This is a genomic window from SAR324 cluster bacterium (assembly GCA_015232315.1).
In the GTDB taxonomy this organism is placed as follows: Bacteria; SAR324; SAR324; order SAR324; family NAC60-12; genus JADFZZ01.
Map to the genome: position 1 here is coordinate 121102 of JADFZZ010000008.1, position 17651 is coordinate 138752.

Sequence of the window (17651 nt, forward strand, 5' to 3'; positions counted from 1 at the left end):
TCTGGAAAACTGAAACTATGTTCCGTGTACTCTGTTACTGCGCAAAATCCCTGTTGCTTTTCATTATTATTGCATCACACAACCCGACCCGGCTTCTGGCCCGGGAGTCCATGAAACAGCAGTCCTTTTTTTATGGCCAGGGTGGACCCGCTATTGAAGCATCCCGCTGGATGTCCCCTGCGACGATTGTCACCACCCATTATTGGGCCACGGCCAATCGTATCAAGATTGTACTGAATACTTCCAGGGAAGTGCCCTATGTTTATGGATGGGACACCCACACACAACGCATGTATGTCGATTTTATTGATGTGGAATCTTTCACGCCACCTCAAGCCATGTTGCATGAAGAAAACGGAGTATTGAAGCAAATCCTGCTGGAACCGCTGAATCAGCGGATCACACGCTTGTGGATACAGCCCGCAAAACCCTTGATGCCCAAAATCACCGCTTATACGGTCGCCACCCGAAATACCATCACCATACGTCTGGAAGAAGAGGAAGTCCCGGTTGAACAAGCCGTCATCGCCCGGCCAACTCCGGCACAAACCATACGTCCTGTCACCATTATTATTGATCCGGGGCATGGAGGAAATGATCCCGGAGCGAGCGCGTTCGGAGTGAATGAAAAAGATATTGTGCTTCAGGTAGCAAAAAAGCTGTATCGTTTGCTCCTGAAAAATACCCCGCACAAGGTTTTCATGACACGTCAGGGAGATTCTTATGTTTCCAGAGAAAAACGAGCACAGTTTGCCCGTAATAAAAAAGGAGATCTGCTGATTTCACTGCACACCAATTCTCATACCGACCCGATGGTGCATGGGATTGAATTGTATTATCTGGAATCTGTGAGAGACCAGGCATCCATGAATGCGGCAATCAGGGAAAATGAAATGAGCGATCAGGAAATCCATCAACTGGCGGATGTTCTGCAAAATCTGTCTCTCCGCAAACACACCTCGTTATCCAACCAGCTTGCCAGGTCACTCCATGACAGACTGATGCAGGCCATCACCTCACGCTATGCCGAGTTCCCCCGGGATCTGGGGATCAAGGAAGCTCCCTTTTTGATTCTCATGCATTCCCGGATGCCTTCGGTGCTGATGGAACTGGCGTTCATCACCAATCCTGAAGAAAACCAGCGGCTCACCAACCGTGATTACCAGCAGGTGCTGGCAGAAGGAATGTTTCATGGCATCCAGGAATTTTTACTGAAAAGAACCAGTCGCCTATAAATTTTCCAACCGAATTTCAGTCGGATGCAGAAAGAATGATTTCAGCACTTCTTCAAAATCCGTTTCACGGATACGGTTAAAATCTTCCCGGGTAACATAAAAATAATCCGCCACCTGATGACCAATGGTGGTGATCAGGGACTGCTGGATATGAATGCCGGCATTGTCAAACGCTCGTGCCATTTTATAATAGACCAGAGGCGCGTCTTCCAAAGTGATTTTGACACGCATGAAATCCATGTCCTCACGCAGGTATTTCCCATTTACCTCCCGGACAATATAACTTTTCTGATCAGCCTCCAGAAACTCGAGGCGCAGTTTGGAATTGTAGATAAAATCAGAATTCAGTGTGATCAGTTGCGGGGGTTGCCCCTCCAGAATCCGTGCTTCCAGTTCTCTTGGAAAAATCAGATCATTGCTCCCCTGACTCGATACCTGAAAATAATAACAGAAGCCAACGGTTCCGTCGGCCATAACCAACTGATTCATTTTACCGGATTCAATATTGATTCTTCTCGCACTGAGGGCATACGCAACCCGACTGTGAATCTGTGGATAATCCCTGACATAAATCAACACACCGTTGATGCTTCCCCGGGCATTGGTCAAGACATTCACAATGATGGGTTTGTTCTTGAAATCCACAAAACTCAACATTTTATTGGCCAGCACATTCGGCGTTTCGCTCAGCAGAAACCGGTTGGGGAACGCCATGAAGAACCATTCAATCAAAGGCGTGAACGATTCGGTCAACTGGCGGATGGTTTCATCGGTCAGATACTGCCTGATGGTACGAATGAGTTTATCGGTGTATTCATCCGTGCCCTTGGCATCCAGCGAGCCTATTTTCAGATATTTCCACATGGAATGCAGATCGTTCTCAACACGCTGTAATTTTTGAAATTCACGACTGTTCACATTGGCCAGAGGTTGAAACAGCGTCACTTTCAAATCATTCTGCAGGCTGGCATTGATCAGCAGATCAATCCGGGTATCGGTTTCCAGATCCTGCTTTTTATTTCTGAGATAGAGCAGAATGGAGACCATCGGATCATCCATGCCACCAGCTTTCATTTCAGAATAAACACGATACATTTCCTCAAAAAAGTTTCTGAGGCTTTTGGTATCTTTTGCCGTCGTATCACTCACAGAACTGTAATCAGAAATATTGACCAGAAACAACAAAATCACCTGAATCAAATCACGGTTTGCCACCTCAAAAAAACGTTGAAGGGCCTGATCATAATACGCTGTGGTTTTGCTGAGTCGAACAACGGTCATGTGATGGGCAATCATGAGAGTGATCAGATTGAACAGTTGCTCATCGTCATAGCCCAGACGTTCCAGCGCATGAATCGCCAGGGATGTTCCGGAAATCTGATGTTTGGTTTTGGGCTCTATTTTTCCAACATCATGAAACAGCACACCCCATTTGAGAGCCAGAATGTGTTTGGGTTCCAGATAGTTGTATAATTCAGGATAGTTCTTTTTGAGATACATGAGTTCTTCCTGACAACGGTCCATTGCCTTCAGGGTGTGGACACAGACAGGATATTGATGATACGTCAGATTCCTCAACAAAAACCGCATCTGGTTCCATTCAGGAATAAATCGGCCCAGCAGTGTATTGGCATGACCAAACCCGTCATTGGGGTCACTGATCTCATGCATCACCCTGAGAGCTCTCGCGACATAGGGTGTCAGCATCAACTCGGTGAATTTTTCCCGGATCCGGCGACGATTCGACTGAATGGCTTCGGTTGTCAGTTTTTGCAGCACATCGGACAATTCATCCTTGATTTCCGGCGACAGATCATAATCCGAATTTCCCAGATAAATGAACAAATCCAGGATTGTGATTGGATTGTTGAAAATCAGTAATAAATGCACATGCGGCAACCCTTTGACCGCATGAATTTCTGTGACCAGTTTTTTCTGCAAATGCACTTCCACCTGAAATGTGGAGAACGTTCTGACAATGGTGCGGTCCAGCAAACGATCCAGAATCAACTGCGAAAGACTTTGAATGTTATACACCGCTTTCAGACGGAACCGGTCAAAATCATCCACACCGGGAAACCGTTTGCGTTTCAACAGGTATAATTTTTCCATATTGTCATTGATCGTGTTCTTCTGGATTTCCGAATAAATCCCCACATCCTCGGCTTCCTTGTCAAAGTAGAACTCTTTTGCGCCACCGATAAAGTTCCTCAGATCATACACAAGCTCTATGGCCTGACATAACTTGTAGACTTGTTTTGGCGAAAGAATCCGTTTTTCAATCAGAAGGACCATCAAATCCGCTGTCTGATTCGGAAAAGATCCAAACGTAGCTGACGCGATCCAGAGTGGAATCTGTATGGAACGCAAACCGCCAAAATCTTCCTTGATATTCATTTCCGTCAGGGTTGGGTGTGTGTGATTTTTGTATTCTGACAATTTTTTCAGAACATAGGGTTCATAGGATAAAATCTGGTAGAATTTCTGTTTCAACAGTTCAAACAGGGCCTTGCTTCCAATCAAAACACGACTTTCCAGAATGGAGGGAATGGTGTGAATGTTTTCTTCTTCGGTGTATTGCCGCAGGTCATCCTCAATCTCAAAATACTGATGCGCAGTGTCGACGCTGGCACTCCTCAACAAATGTTCCGTACGAATGATCAACTGCTGAAGAATCACCTTTTCCCCTTCATTCAGGGAGGCGGTGTTGAGACAATACCCGACATCCCGGTCTGACGAAAAACTCAATTCGCCCCGGCCGTAACCACCGCGGGCAAAGATCACCATGTTTTCCAGCACAAATTCGCGGTTGATCTTACATTTCTCAATCCAGGGCAATTTCTGGCTGAGTGACCTCAATGTTTTTTCGTGATTTTCAATATCCTGACTCAAATCGTTAAAAATCTGCTGATAATACTGCTTCATTTGCAGAATCTGTTTTTCAGACGCGTCAGGATCATCAAATTGCAGTTGTTTGGCAATCGCCGCCCGTTTTTCTATTTTTTCAGGCAGGGTTTTTTCCTTGTATTGCTGATCCCGCAACATTTCATTGTACTGCAATCTGCGGAGGCAGGGCAACTCATACATGGCATATCCCAGCGCGACTTCGATGATGGCGTCCACCAGGCTGGTGTTGAGCGCAAGAATTTCAAAGGAATTCCCTACACTCAGATTCAGAACCGCGATTTCCCTGGTTTGTCGCTGAAAATATGACGATACGCATTCAGAAAAAATATATTCCCGTTTTTCCATGTAATCGATATCTGTCAGATTCTCCAGATTCTCTTCCGCCAGAAAATCAACCAGTTGTTGCTGAATATCCCGGATATGCCTGTTTCTAAGTTCCCCCTGGTTCAGGGTATAAAATTGTCCCAGAAACGGATAGGTACCCACGGAAGAATATAAACGTTCCACAAAATTCCTTATAAGGGTTGAAGAAATACATATTTTTTCGATAGTTGGGTTATAAAAGTTAAAAATAAAAATTCCAAGTCCGGAAAAATGGACTGATTTTAGCATATGAGGCTTTGAAGCAAATTACCGGGGCTGAATGCCTTGCAAAACCACTGATTTAAAGACCTAAGTCACAACGGAAGGAATCCTGTATGGGTGATGAGGATTTAGAATTTAATTTTGACGACCTGGATCTCGGCGACGACAGCGATACATCTATCGGGGATTCGGACCTGGATCTGGATTTTGATTTTGACGCTGAAACACCTGCGAAACCTGAACCGCCGAAAACACTGGCGGCCAAAGCCGCCGCAGTAAAGTCAAAAGCTCCCGAGCCTCCTCCAGAGGATGAAATTGACCTGGATCTGGATAATCTCGATCTGGATAATCTGGATTTCGGCGATGAAACAGGCACAAGTGAAGACACTTTTGCGGAACCTGAGGACAATGCTGATACAGAAATGGATCTGGATATGTCCGATCTGGATCTTGACAGCTTTGATTCAGACACAACCGAAACCATGATGGAAGGTGAGGATGACCTTGCGGAAGAAACTTCTGCTGACGACCTCTTTGACGGAGACACTGGAGATTCAGAAGAGGAGCTTTCTCTGGATGACCTGGATTTCGAAGACTCAGCACAGGAAGAAACGCTGAGTGCCGATGACGACATGGGACTGGATGACAATCTGGACTTTCCTGAAGAAACCGGGTCAGAGGATACCGATGATGACATGGGACTGGATGACAGTATCTTTGATGAAGATTCGGCAGAATCCACAGAAATGGCCCTTGATGATGTTCAGGAGGAAGACACTTCAGGCGATGAAAGTTTGTTTGATGTGGATGGCAGTGTGGATGAACTGGACCAGGATCTTGGCCTTGAAACAGAAATTATTGGTGATCAGCAGGATTCCATGGAAGATGATCTCATGATGGAAGAACCTGAACTGGATGAAAATTTATTGGAGGTGGAACCTCCGGAAGAACCTATGGACGCACTGGAATTGTCGGACGAAATGGATATGGAGGATTCAATGAATACTGAGAGTGCTCTGTTGCTGGATGATGATCTGGGTATGCCCTCTGAAGATGACCTGCTCCTGGATGATGATCTGGGCGACATGTCTGATTCTCCTGAAACAGATTTGATGTTGGAAGACGATAGTGCTGAAGAGAATCTGACCTTTGAAGAGGAGGAACCACCACCCCCTCCGCCACCACCGCCAATAAAAAAACAGGCACCGTTGCCACCGCCACGGCCAACAGAAGACATGGACGAACTCATTGGGCAACAACCTATTGAAATTCCGCTGGAGCAAAAAAAACCGGTAGCCACAGGAAAACCGTCAACTCAATGGGATGAAAAACCTGAACCACGAAAAGCGTCTGAACAAGAACCGAAACCTGTCAAAGGACTCGGTGCGAAACTTCTGCTGGATGTGAATCATGAACTCATAGTCGAAGTTGGAAGAACCCAGCTCACCGGAGTTGAGATCACTGAAATCACTTATGGCAGTGTTGTGGAACTGGACAAAATAGCAGGTGATCCCGTGGATTTGATTCTTGACGGAAAGATTGTCGCTCATGGAGAAATGGTGCTCATCAACAAAGAAAAACTTGGCGTTCGTATCATAGGGATCAATCAGGATTGATATGTCTCACAAAATTGAAGAGGTTGAAGCTTACAGTCTGATCACATCCCACATAAAAACCGGAAGGTTTCAATGGCTGGATGTTGTCATGCAACGCTGGGCCGCACTGTTGGAAACCACACTGTTTGACGCACTGGGAGTGCTGGTGGAAGTGACCACAGAACCTGTGGAATGGAAACCTTTCGGGGAATTTTTTCAGGGACTGAAAGTTCAGCAGCCTATTTATATTTTTGATACCGATTATCATGGCACCGGCCTGATGCTGGTGAACAACAAGTTCGCTCACGCATGCCTGGCGGATCAGCCTAACCGTTTATTGCGGGATTTCCCAACCACCCTGCCAGAACTCACACCAACCACCCAGACCATACTTCAGGAACGGTTGATGCGTGTCTTGCAGGACTTTGAAAAAAGCTGGTCCGGTATTTCCGACATCACCATAAAACTCAAAAAAGTCACCACACATCCATTCCGGGCCAAGGTCATGCGTCCCTTTGAAAAATGTGTCATTGCACGACAAATGTTGCGAACACACGGCTTCACGGCTGATGTGGTGCTGTGCTTCCCCTATTATTCACTGGATCAGATACTTCAGAAACTGGATAATCGTAAAGTGCTTCCTCCAGAAACACTGGATCATTATTATTCAGAAATTGAAGAACATTTCAGCAATCTGATGCTTGAACTGGAATATGATGTGAAAGCCGAGTTAGGCTCTGTCGTCTGGGGGCCACAACATAAAAAAATTTCCATTGAAGTAGGAGATATACTGCCCATTCAATCCAAAGTTGGCAATGAACTGACTCTGCGAATCAATGGCATGCCGATGATGACAGGTGTTCTGGGAGAAACGGAAGACCATTATGCCGTACAAATCACGGGTGACTACGAAGAAAAGAAAGCCGCTTATCGTAAAAGAACCCGTGTTTTCAAGTCCTTCACACTTCCATCTGTCAAATAGTTGATGCCCCCCCCCTAAACATCTGGCCCACAGCGATCATTATTTGCTTTGAACTCTTTATTTTTTGCTGACAAACGACTATATACTCACAATGGTTAACAAGTGGAACACTTGATGTTGAACCCGTTTCAAGGATACACACGATCCTCATTGCAATCAAAAATATCACAAAAGGATTTATGCAAATCAAATTGAACCTGAAAAATTCATTAATACTGGGTTTGTCGCTCATTGTCATCGGCTTAATCTGGGGCACCCTTCTGACCAGAAATATTTTGTCAGAGGTGGGTCATGACGCGGAGGAACTGGAAACCAATATGAAACTCATGCTGAATGCCAGCGCCATGGTTGAATCAACCATCCAGGTACAACAATGGTTGACAGATGTTTCTCTCACGCTGGATGCGGAAGGCTTCAAGGATGCTGAGGCCGCCCGACAAAACTTCCTGGAAAACCTGACCGGTAGCCGGTCTTTTTTCGAAAAAAACAACGATAAGCAGGCCCTGGCTGAAATAGATTTGATGGAAGAACGCATGCAGTCTTATTTCAAAACCGGAACCAAAATGGCCCAAACTTATATGAAACAGGGACGAGAAGCGGGAAATCTCATCATGGAGGATTTTGACAAGACTGCGGAAGATCTCAACAATACCGTCAAAGCTTTCCAGAAAAAATACATTGAGCAATCAACGCTTGTGCTTGAACAACTCTACAACGACACACAGAAAGCACAGACCAAAACCACTGTCATCAACGTGATTATCCTCGCACTGAGTTTACTCGGCGGCTTCGGACTTTATTTGAAAGTGCTCATGCCTATTTTAATGTTGAGAGAGCGCATGGCGGATATCGCTGAAGGTGAAGGCGACCTGACACGCAGTATTGATATTAAATCCCATGATGAAATTGGTGATACCGCACACTGGTTCAATTTATTCCTGATGAAAATCCAGAAAGTTGTGCGTCTTATTGCCGAAACAATCCAACGACTCGTGGCAACCACGTCCACATTGACCCAAATCTCTGAGCAGATGTCCTTGAATCTTCAGAATGTTGACCGACAGACCACGCTCCTGGCAGGGTTGTCAGAAAATATCAACGGAAACATGATGACCGTCGCCTCCGCAACCGAACAATCCGCGGCCAATGTCAGGGTGGTGTCACAATCCATGGATCGACTTGGCGAAAGTGTTAAACAGGTTGCGGTATCTTCCGAAGAGGCTGATCGAAATATGGAAGACATCAAAACCAGCACAGATCAGACAGCCATTGACCTGGATAATCTCAAAGGTGCCGCAGAACAAATGTCTGGCGAATTATCTCATATCCGCAACAAAACGCAGGAAGCCATGATGATTTCGGAACGTGCCCATGAAAACGCACAGTCCACCTTGAAAACCATGGAAACGTTGGGACATACCGCCAGAAAAATTGACAAGGTTGTTAAACTGATTGACAGCATTGCGTCCCAAACCAACATGCTGGCACTGAATGCCACGATTGAAGCCGCAAGCGCCGGAGAAGCAGGCAAAGGATTCTCTGTGGTCGCCGCTGAAGTCAAGGCACTCGCACATCAAACCGCAGATGCCAATCAAGGCATTGGTCAACAAATTGACGAAATTCAAAAATACGCGCTGACAGCACTGGAGAACACCAAAGGGATCAATGAAGTGCTATCAGGCCTGATGCAGATCAGCCAGACCATTGACCAGTCAGTTGACTCCCAGACAGCATCCGCAACACAGATCTCTCAGGTCATTTCGACGATTTCACAGTCAGGAACCCGGATTGCCATGAATGTTCAGGAAGCTTCCAATGAATTAAAATCTATCAGCAAACGAGCGCTGGAAGTGATGCAGGAAACCAAGGAATGCAACACAGCCCTGAACGAAGTGGCCATCGGGGCACGTGACCTGGCTTCGTCCAATGCCATCATTTCGGATAGCCTCAAAAAAATGAATCAGAACATTCGTCTTGGAAGAGAAGCCGTAGAACAACTGGCGCCTGTGGCTCAGCAAAGCATGGAGAGTGTTTCATCCCTGATTGGCGTCGCCACCAATCTGCAGGAGTTGGTGAATGCGTTCAAATGGAATGCGGAGTCGTCAACGATGGATGTTTCGCATCTGCTCCCGGAAAAACACACACCTGTCACCTCAGAAAAATTTGTCCATTGGGATGACGTGTTTAAAACAGGCCTCGCTGAAGCCGATCGTCAGCATCAATTGCTGTTCGATATCGTCAACCAGATCAGGAACGGTGCCGAAAATGGCATAGACAGGGAAAGTCTTGGCAGTCTGATTGGAGGCCTGATTGATTACACAAAATTCCATTTTAAATTTGAAGAAGATCTCCTGAAAAAACAGGGCTATCCGGAATATGACAACCATAAACGTATTCACGATGGCTTTGCCAGAAAAGCACTGGAATACCAGCAACGATTTGAACGCGAACAAGCTGAAACCCTGTGTATTGAACTCACCAACCTGCTCAAGGACTGGCTGATCAACCATATCATGAAGGAAGACACCAAATATGGAACTTTTCTGAACTCAAAAGGGATTCGCTAAAACTATTCCCCGTTGTCGCCAACATAAACACGGGGGATACGTTCATTCAATCTGGTAAAAATTTCATAGGGAATGGTATCGCTCTGCACAGCGATCTGTTCCACTGAAATGTGTTCATCCCCCTGTGTCCCGATTAGCACCACTTCATCTTCATTCCAGGCAGAATTCCAGCCAATATCCACCATGAACTGATCCATACAAACCCGGCCAATGATCGGATATCGCTGTCCCCGGATCAACACATGTCCTTTACTGGACAAGGCACGTGGATAACCATCACCATAACCAATCGGAACGGTCACAACCCTTGTCATTTTTTCCGACGTCCAGGTGGCGCCATAACTCACGGAGGCCCCCGGAGGAATCACCTTGAAATACACGACTTGCGATTTCAGGGTGAGCACAGGACGCAAGCCCAGCACATCGTGCGACGCAGGATCAGGCAACGAGCCATAAAGTATAATTCCCGGACGCACCATATCCAGATGCGATTCCTTGAAGTGCAGAATCCCACCTGAATTTGCCAGGTGGCGCAACGGCATGGGTTCTCCCAGTTTTTCCAGGTGGCTGGTGATTTCCTGAAACCGTTCCATCTGAAGTTTTGTCATTGGAGACGCTGGATCATCCGCACAGGCCAAATGAGAAAATACGCCCTTGAAATGACAGTGCCTTGATTTTAACGCCGCTTCCAGCAAGGGTTTCGCATGATAGCTATGCACACCAATTCGTTCCATGCCGGTATCGACCTTGACATGAATCACCGCCTGCTTCTGTTTCCGTTCGCAGGCTTCTTCCACCTGTTTGAGTTTATCCAGGGAAGACACATTGATTTCCAGATCAAAATCGAGAAAATAATCCACCTGCTTGTGGCACATGCCCCCAAGCACCAGAATCGGACACCGGATTCCGGCCTGACGCAGTGCGATGCCTTCTTCAAGAAACGCCACCCCCAGTGCGTCAACTCCGCATTTATCCAGAAAATGGGCCACCGGAATCAGACCATGACCATAGGCATTGGCTTTGACAATGGCCATCACTTTCGTGTTGACGTGCTGACGGATTTTCAAAAAATTATGTTTAAGATGATCCAGATTGATTTCGGCCACAGTAGGTCGTTGAATAGCGCTGAACATGGTCATAACAATTTTCCTCACATTATTTAGTATGGTGTGATTTTCTGTTTTTGTCATTCCGTGCTTGACACGGAATCCAGGGGCGCAAGACGATGTGTGGCTACTGGATACCGGATCAAGTCCGGCATGACAAGTAGCTGAAATGACAATTCATATCATGATAAACCAACGCCCAAGCGTCTCTACTGAAATTCATTGAAGCTGACTGTAAAAACCAAACAACGCACTGCAAAACATTTCAAAATTTTCAAGATCATGATTTTCAGTAATTTGCTCCAGGGTTTGCATGAATTGATTCCAGTCATGAAATTGCTGAAATGCCGTATAAATTTTTATTCGAATCTGATGTTCCATGAACAGGGGCACCAGTTCATTCACAATCCATGGCAAACTGTAAGGATCGTCTTTCAGTCGTTTGAGCAGACTTTCAAAAAAGTGCTGGATATATTCCTGCGTTCTGGTCCCATCTTCCGCAAGCTTACGAGGAATGGAAAATACAGGCGGATGGCTCTTGTTTTCAGAGGACAAGGGCACGGAAGAGGGTTTGACTTTTCGCCGCTGATAAGGCGATGATCGGGTCGGATAAACCAGTTGATACTGTGGCGAATCCTGAAATTGCTTGAACAGAGCTCTTGCTTTTTCCGGAGCAAGAGTCAGAGGTTCCGGTTCAGGAACAAGAATCCTTGCAATAAACGGATTTTTTGTGTTTAAATAAACTTCATAGGTATCTTTTCCGAATTGATAAGGCAGTGGCGTAATCCCCTGAGGTTTACGTGGTTCCTGATTTATGAGGAGTGGTGGCGGTTTGTTTTTTTTTGTTTCACTCATAATGCTGTTTTCGTTTCAGACAATTTAAATCATTCAAAAAACACAGGTTCTGACCTGTGGAAACATTTGCCGTATGCTCAAATATTCATTTAGCTTCCCGTTGGCACTGTGGACCAAAATTGCCGGAGTCCTGACAGGATCCGTTTTATTTACCCTGTTGTGCTTAACTCAGGCCGTTGCTGAAACCATCTGGGACAACAATAGTTTTGTTCTCGATCAGAAATTTTGTCAGGAATTTTCCAGACAGGTAGAAGATCCCAAAGCGTTTTACACAGTTGACGATCAAAAACGTGTTCTGTTCATTCAAGGACATTGCCACATCCTGTCAGGAGCCTTTGAAGACGGAGAAAAAGCCTTTGCCGAAGGTCAAAAACTGGATGCTGAAAACAAGGATATCTGGCTCTATCAGCGCCTCAAAAACTATTTGGAAAGTCCTGCCCCTGAAAAAGCATTTCCGCTGGTGCGTCAATTGATTTCATTACCAGCCTATCCCGATTATGAATCGCGGTTACAACAGAATATCCGGAAAAATTTTAGAAACAGCGAATCCCTGGTTTTCCCATTGCTCCATGACATCATCCAAAAAACATCAAAGATATTTCAGGATCCGGTCATTATTGGTATTTATCTACGGGGTGCCAGACAACTGGAATATACGGTTTCTCCCAGAATGCTTCTGCTGCAATGGCAATATCCTGAAGACAGGGACACGGCGCTTCAAAGTGATCAAGCCATGTCCCAAATGATTCTGGATCAGCAAATTGTGCTCAATGCAACCAACTACTTCAATCGTTTTAATCATCTGGAAAATATCAACCAACATAAACTGCTCCTCCAGAGCATCCCTGAAAAACTCAGTGAATTTGAACCCCAGGACCGTGAGAAGCTTGGAAAAATCTATATACGAGCCCTGTATTCAGACCGTCAATACACCGAACTGCTGAAACAATTCAATGAGAATAATTTTGCTCAACAGTTTCAGCTTCCACTGGCCACCCAGGAATATTGGGTGGTTAAAATTTATCTGAACAGAAAACAGGTCCTTGAAGCGGAGCAATATGTTTTGAGCATCCGGGAACATTCTCCCAAATATTATCTGCTGCCGTCCCTTTATGAACGACTGGCGACCTATTTTTTGATTGTCAAAAACGATGTCAAGGCCATGGAATGGTATCAGAAACTGCTGACCGATTATCCAGGAAACAGTCTGAATGAAGTCGCATTGTGGGAATTAAGCTGGAACGAAATTCAAAAAAAACAGCATGCTCAGGCCGTGTCATGGATCAAAAACGCTCTCAAAAGCAAACTTTCCAGTCCGGAAGTGCATGCAAAATTTCTCTATTGGCAGGCAAAATCCGAACTGGCTGTTGGAAACAAAAAACAGGCAAAGTCTCTTTTTACCCAATTATCCAGGGATTTTCCCAACACCTATTACGGTATCAGACTGCAAAAAACAAAAGCACTCGCGCAACTGGTTCAGGCGCCCTCTTTTGAAACCCACCAATTGGGTGATTTAAAGTATGACAATCCCATCCCGCTGACACTGGAACGCCAACCATTGTTCAGTCGCATTGAATTTTTTCTGGATGTCCGGGAACTGGACCAGGGATGGTCTGAATTATCCAGACTGCTGAAAACTCACCCTAAAAATGACGTGATCTGGCATGGTGCTGAAATTCTGAAGCAGGCCGGAAATTTTTATGCGTTGCAAAAAGTTGTCGCCAATTATTATATGTGGGATCTCAAGGGATTGGCGATTCGTGACCAGCCGCTCTGGCAATTTGCCTATCCCCGACCTTATTGGACAACCGTCAAACATTTTTCCAATAAAGCAGGCATTGACCCTTACTGGGCCTTGGCTATTATGCGTGAAGAAAGCCATTTTCTGGAAACCGCGTTGTCATCCACTCAAGCCCGGGGACTCATGCAACTCATGCCCGATACGGCCCGTCACATTGCCAAAAAAGAAAAATTCCGGCTGAAAGATGAAGAAGATCTGTTCAATCCTGAAATCAATATCCGCCTGGGAACCACCTATCTGGGATGGCTCAAAAACCAGTTTGGCAACAACATCGTCCACACCGCCGCAGGCTACAATGGTGGTCCCAACAGTGTCAAACGATGGCTCAAAAGCTGGAATAAAACACCGGAAGACGAATTTGTTGAACAGATTCCGTATGGTGAAACCCAGAATTATGTCAAACGGGTCTTCACCACTTATCATTTATATCAAAAAATTTATCAGAACAATTGATGCGCAATGATGAAATTCACCCTGAATTTTAGAACTCCACAGCTTGTACCCGCCAATTGTCCGGATGATCATCTGAAGTTGGATCTCCAACAGCAACTGAAGCAACAAATGGTTGATGGTCAAGAGGCTCTCGACGCTGGCCTTGTGCTATTGCATGAAAAAAAAGCACCTGCCATCCTGACCGTTAAGGACTCCCTTCAGGAAATGTGCAAGGCTTTCATGCTGATTTTCAAGGAAGAATCCACGGCGGATTCATGGCTGAAACTTGCTGAAAAAGCAGGCTATTCAAAACAGGAAATCCGGTGTCTCAAAAACCTTCAGAATTTATCGGATGAAGCACCGCCCGTCTCGTTGGAACCCTGGATCTGGCAATATGTGAGTTTGTTCCAAAAATGGAAACGACAACTGAAACACCTGATCCGTAAAACGTTGGCAACCGATACCCAAATCCGGGAACGCCGTCAACAATTCTTAAAGAACGTCACTTTATTCAGAAACATTCTGATGGTCCTCCTTGTCATGGGCATTGAACTCACCTGGTCTTATCACCACAAGGCCCCGTCCAGAGTCTATGCAGAACAGGCACAATTTTATTGGCAATCCCCCGAACTGCCCTGGGCAGAAGCGAATTCCTTTCCATTTTCGTTCACTGTCAATGGAGAATTTCAGAAAATAAGGCAGGTGCTGAAAAATGAGGTTGCGGTAACACATTTCCGCTTTGATCCTGTGCCCGGGAAGGTCACTTTGATAGAACTCAAATCACTCGATCTGTTGGCCTCCTCAGATAATTCCATGATAAAATATGTGTTTGATCAAAACACAGAGTCCTGGCAGTGTGTTCATTGCACCATTGAAAAAACCGCTGACTCCTGGCTGATCTATGTGAACGAGGCCGACCCGTTTCTCACCAGCCCTGAATTTCCTTTACAGAAAATTCAGGTCATCGATATTCAGTTTCGGGTGCTTGACCGAATTTCCGCTAAAATATGGCTGGGACTCGAGTGACCCGCAGTTTTTCGGCATGGTTCATATATGGTAAATACCCTATCGAAGAGAGTTGCATCGGGTTACGTCCTGATGAAATTCCACGGTTTGTCACCTTCCCCGGGACGTAACCCGTGGCGACAGTTCCCTGTATTGTCCTGCCCGGTTTGCGCTACTCATTGGCGAAACGTTGACTATAGCCGAGGTCGGATATAGGTGCCATTCCTGATAAATTGTTATCTTGCTTGAGTTTCTTTATCCAGCTTTGTACAGTCCCCAAAAACATCCAATATCAATTGTTCCTGATTGGAGTACATTAATGCGCATAGTCAGTCTTTCCTTATTATTTATTCTTTGCATGGGACCATCCCTTTGGGCACAGCGCTCTGGAATGTTTCAGGGATACCATGATTTCGGTCTGGATTTCAGACTGGATCTGATCCGTCAGACAACAGACGGAGTGGAAGTCGTTCAGGAGGATCAGCAGATCGTTCAAGACACCGAACAGATCCTTCAGGAAACTCTGCAACTGGACACCAGCGTCAAATTCCAAATCGCGTTTGCCCGTCTGAACTTTCGGGGACAAATCAATGATGTGACCAAATACCGGATTCAACTGGCGTTCAATCAGTCCAATGATAGCGGTAGCAACATAGACAACACCAGCGACCTTGTTCAGTACTGGTATATCGATCGAAAAGCCTGGAACTTTTTTCTGGTGCGAGTTGGAAAGATCAAGGTTCTCGCCGGTGCGATTGAACAGCAGATGTACAACGAAATTGATCTGTATCATGCCTCTCGTACCCGTGAAAAACTGGATCATTATGCGGTTGGTGGCGATCTGACCTTCAGATTGTTTCAGCAAACCCTCAAAATTCAACTGGTCAACACTCCTCTGCGTCAACCCAATCAGGCCATCACCAGCGGCAACGTAGGATGGTTCGGAAGTTTTGGCGATGGGCTGGTTGAAACGGTTGTCACAGGAGGCGTGTTTCCCAGTGCGCAGACCCTGGTCGAAACGGGAGGGAGTGGGCCTGTGGTTCAGGAAGAAAGCGACGCTTTCAATCAATATCACAGCAGTGCCGGGGTGCGACTCAATTTTGATGTCTTTGAAGACCACCATCTCAAAATTGAAGCCGAGCAACTCCAATGGCTACAGGAAGCCTATTCCGTAACCTCACGCAATACTGTAGCCGGAACGACCATCAGCCAGACCAATTATGAAGAAACGAGCTGGAGTGGATTGATTCTGGGGATTCGGTATGAACTGCCCAAATACCACATGTTGCTGCGCTATTCTTCTGATCAGAATCTGGAAAACAAGCAGGAACTTCAGAAGGTGGTTCAATATACGGCCGGACTGGAATATTATCCGGACGCAAAAAAAGACACTTACCGGATTCACGCGATTTATACGGGGGAACGGGAAGACAATCAGGGTGGTAACAGAATCAACACCACCCTGTTCAATGTTGGCGCAACCGCCAGATTTTAAGGTCTGAAAACTTTTCCAAACTGGAGATCCCCGAAATTCCAGGTGGGATGGATCCCCGGAAATGCCCAGTATGCGGTCGCTTCAGAGGAGCATACCATATTGTAAAAATCAGGATTCCGCACAGATCTTCCTGCGATTTCACGCTCCTGAATCATCGAAATATATTGATCCAGCCCTCGTTCAAGGGTGTTGCCATTGAGAATCACTTCCACCCCGGTGGCTTCGGAATATCGCCGCAAGCCGGGAATTTTTGAAGCCAATGGCGCATAAGCGTCGGGTCCGACTCCGTTTTCACTGGTGACCATCAAACCTTCAGGAGTGTGAGCCACAATCGAATGGTTCCCTTCCGTATGCCCGGGCGTGTAAATCAGCGCCACGCCTTCACCCAACATCACATCGCCATCCAGCAAAATGATTCGCTCCGGATCAACCCCGTCAATCCCCTGAGGACAATACCAATCCGCCTGAGGTGGCAACAAGGCTTTGGTGGATTCCCACTCCTGGCGCATGACCAGCAGTTTCGCGTTGGGAAAATGCCCGGGATTTCCATGGGAGCCCAGCCATTTCCTGATATCCTGTGTGTGCAGATGGTCATAAGTGATGTAGTCCACCTGTTCCGGCGTGATTCCCACCTGAGCCAGACAATGTTCCACGGTTGAAATGGTGGGTGCGAGGAATTGTTGTCCCAGCGACTTGAGCGGTCCCATGGAATCCTGCAATCGTTTGAAAAAAGGGGTTTCCGCGTTTCCTTCCAGATCTGAAGGCGAGGCCAGCAAGGTTTTGATGCCCTCCGAGGTTTGGAACTGAAGGATAAACAAGCGGTTGAGAATATGAATAAATGGGGTCGGAACCAGACAGGCGCCACTGAAACCATAGCGGGAAGGATAAGGAACCCGAATCAGGCTACAAGACTTGTAATACACCACCGGATCTTCTGCCAGCATTTCTTTTCGAAACCCCTGACACGCCTCTTTCACACTCTTGAGACGAGCCTGGGGAGACGCGGATTCCCTTACGTTTTTAAAGTGTGGAATGGGACGGATGATAGTTGCGTTTTTTTGACTCATAATTCCTCAGATAAAATGG

At 46.1% G+C, this 17651-nt stretch carries 11 protein-coding genes; 7 read left to right on the plus strand and 4 right to left on the minus strand.

The genetic code is table 11. The annotated features are described in order from the left end of the window. Window positions 1-110: 110 nt before the first annotated feature. Complete coding sequence (locus HQM11_08485; protein MBF0351057.1) at window positions 111-1235, plus strand: N-acetylmuramoyl-L-alanine amidase; 1125 nt, start codon at window positions 111-113, stop codon at window positions 1233-1235. On the opposite strand, the gene HQM11_08490 is transcribed toward HQM11_08485, so the two are convergent. Beyond that, the gene (locus HQM11_08490) at window positions 1230-4754 is read right to left on the minus strand and encodes a protein-PII uridylyltransferase (protein ID MBF0351058.1); all 3525 of its coding nucleotides are present in this window, start codon (window positions 4752-4754) and stop codon (window positions 1230-1232) included. The two genes, HQM11_08485 and HQM11_08490, sit on opposite strands and share 6 nt — an antisense overlap. A gap of 86 nt (window positions 4755-4840) precedes the next feature. Here HQM11_08490 and HQM11_08495 point away from each other — a divergent pair, with 86 nt between their 5' ends. The 3 genes from HQM11_08495 to HQM11_08505 all read left to right on the plus strand — a co-directional run bounded on the left by HQM11_08495 (window position 4841) and on the right by HQM11_08505 (window position 9871). Next, window positions 4841-6343, plus strand: coding sequence for a FliM/FliN family flagellar motor switch protein (locus HQM11_08495; GenBank protein MBF0351059.1), 1503 nt, complete (start codon window positions 4841-4843; stop codon window positions 6341-6343). Window position 6344: 1 nt separating this feature from the next. Next, the gene (locus HQM11_08500; GenBank protein MBF0351060.1) at window positions 6345-7304 is read left to right on the plus strand and encodes a FliM/FliN family flagellar motor switch protein; all 960 of its coding nucleotides are present in this window, start codon (window positions 6345-6347) and stop codon (window positions 7302-7304) included. A 179-nt stretch (window positions 7305-7483) separates the two neighbouring features. Further along, entirely contained in the window at window positions 7484-9871 is a 2388-nt protein-coding gene (locus HQM11_08505) for a bacteriohemerythrin (GenBank protein ID MBF0351061.1), read from the plus strand. A gap of 2 nt (window positions 9872-9873) precedes the next feature. Here the strand turns inward: HQM11_08505 and alr are convergent, their stop codons facing one another. Then, on the minus strand, window positions 9874-11010 hold the full coding sequence (gene alr / locus HQM11_08510) for an alanine racemase (protein ID MBF0351062.1): 1137 nt from the start codon (window positions 11008-11010) through the stop codon (window positions 9874-9876). A gap of 186 nt (window positions 11011-11196) precedes the next feature. Then, entirely contained in the window at window positions 11197-11832 is a 636-nt protein-coding gene (locus HQM11_08515) for a hypothetical protein (protein ID MBF0351063.1), read from the minus strand. 73 nt (window positions 11833-11905) lie between these two features. On the opposite strand from HQM11_08515, the gene HQM11_08520 reads away from it, so the two are divergent. From HQM11_08520 to HQM11_08530, 3 genes are all read left to right on the plus strand, one after another. Then, the gene (locus HQM11_08520) at window positions 11906-14086 is read left to right on the plus strand and encodes a transglycosylase SLT domain-containing protein (GenBank protein ID MBF0351064.1); all 2181 of its coding nucleotides are present in this window, start codon (window positions 11906-11908) and stop codon (window positions 14084-14086) included. Window positions 14087-14092: 6 nt separating this feature from the next. Then, complete coding sequence (locus HQM11_08525; GenBank protein MBF0351065.1) at window positions 14093-15091, plus strand: hypothetical protein; 999 nt, start codon at window positions 14093-14095, stop codon at window positions 15089-15091. A gap of 298 nt (window positions 15092-15389) precedes the next feature. After that, on the plus strand, window positions 15390-16565 hold the full coding sequence (locus tag HQM11_08530; protein ID MBF0351066.1) for a hypothetical protein: 1176 nt from the start codon (window positions 15390-15392) through the stop codon (window positions 16563-16565). On the opposite strand, the gene HQM11_08535 is transcribed toward HQM11_08530, so the two are convergent. Next, a complete protein-coding gene (locus HQM11_08535) occupies window positions 16562-17632 on the minus strand; it encodes a hypothetical protein (protein ID MBF0351067.1) in 1071 nt (356 codons plus the stop codon). The genes HQM11_08530 and HQM11_08535 overlap by 4 nt on opposite strands. Between the last annotated feature and the right edge of the window lie 19 nt (window positions 17633-17651).

Bases quoted from the DNA above. Each gene is read 5' to 3' on its own strand.
- HQM11_08495 (MBF0351059.1), top strand. From the start codon at position 4,841: ATGGGTGATGAGGATTTAGAATTTAATTTTGACGACCTGGATCTCGGC.
- HQM11_08515 (MBF0351063.1), bottom strand. From the start codon at position 11,832: ATGAGTGAAACAAAAAAAAACAAACCGCCACCACTCCTCATAAATCAG.
- HQM11_08485 (MBF0351057.1), top strand. From the start codon at position 111: ATGAAACAGCAGTCCTTTTTTTATGGCCAGGGTGGACCCGCTATTGAA.
- HQM11_08505 (MBF0351061.1), top strand. From the start codon at position 7,484: ATGCAAATCAAATTGAACCTGAAAAATTCATTAATACTGGGTTTGTCG.
- HQM11_08530 (MBF0351066.1), top strand. From the start codon at position 15,390: ATGCGCATAGTCAGTCTTTCCTTATTATTTATTCTTTGCATGGGACCA.
- alr (MBF0351062.1), bottom strand. From the start codon at position 11,010: ATGACCATGTTCAGCGCTATTCAACGACCTACTGTGGCCGAAATCAAT.
- HQM11_08490 (MBF0351058.1), bottom strand. From the start codon at position 4,754: ATGCTAAAATCAGTCCATTTTTCCGGACTTGGAATTTTTATTTTTAAC.
- HQM11_08525 (MBF0351065.1), top strand. From the start codon at position 14,093: ATGATGAAATTCACCCTGAATTTTAGAACTCCACAGCTTGTACCCGCC.
- HQM11_08500 (MBF0351060.1), top strand. From the start codon at position 6,345: ATGTCTCACAAAATTGAAGAGGTTGAAGCTTACAGTCTGATCACATCC.
- HQM11_08520 (MBF0351064.1), top strand. From the start codon at position 11,906: ATGCTCAAATATTCATTTAGCTTCCCGTTGGCACTGTGGACCAAAATT.
- HQM11_08535 (MBF0351067.1), bottom strand. From the start codon at position 17,632: ATGAGTCAAAAAAACGCAACTATCATCCGTCCCATTCCACACTTTAAA.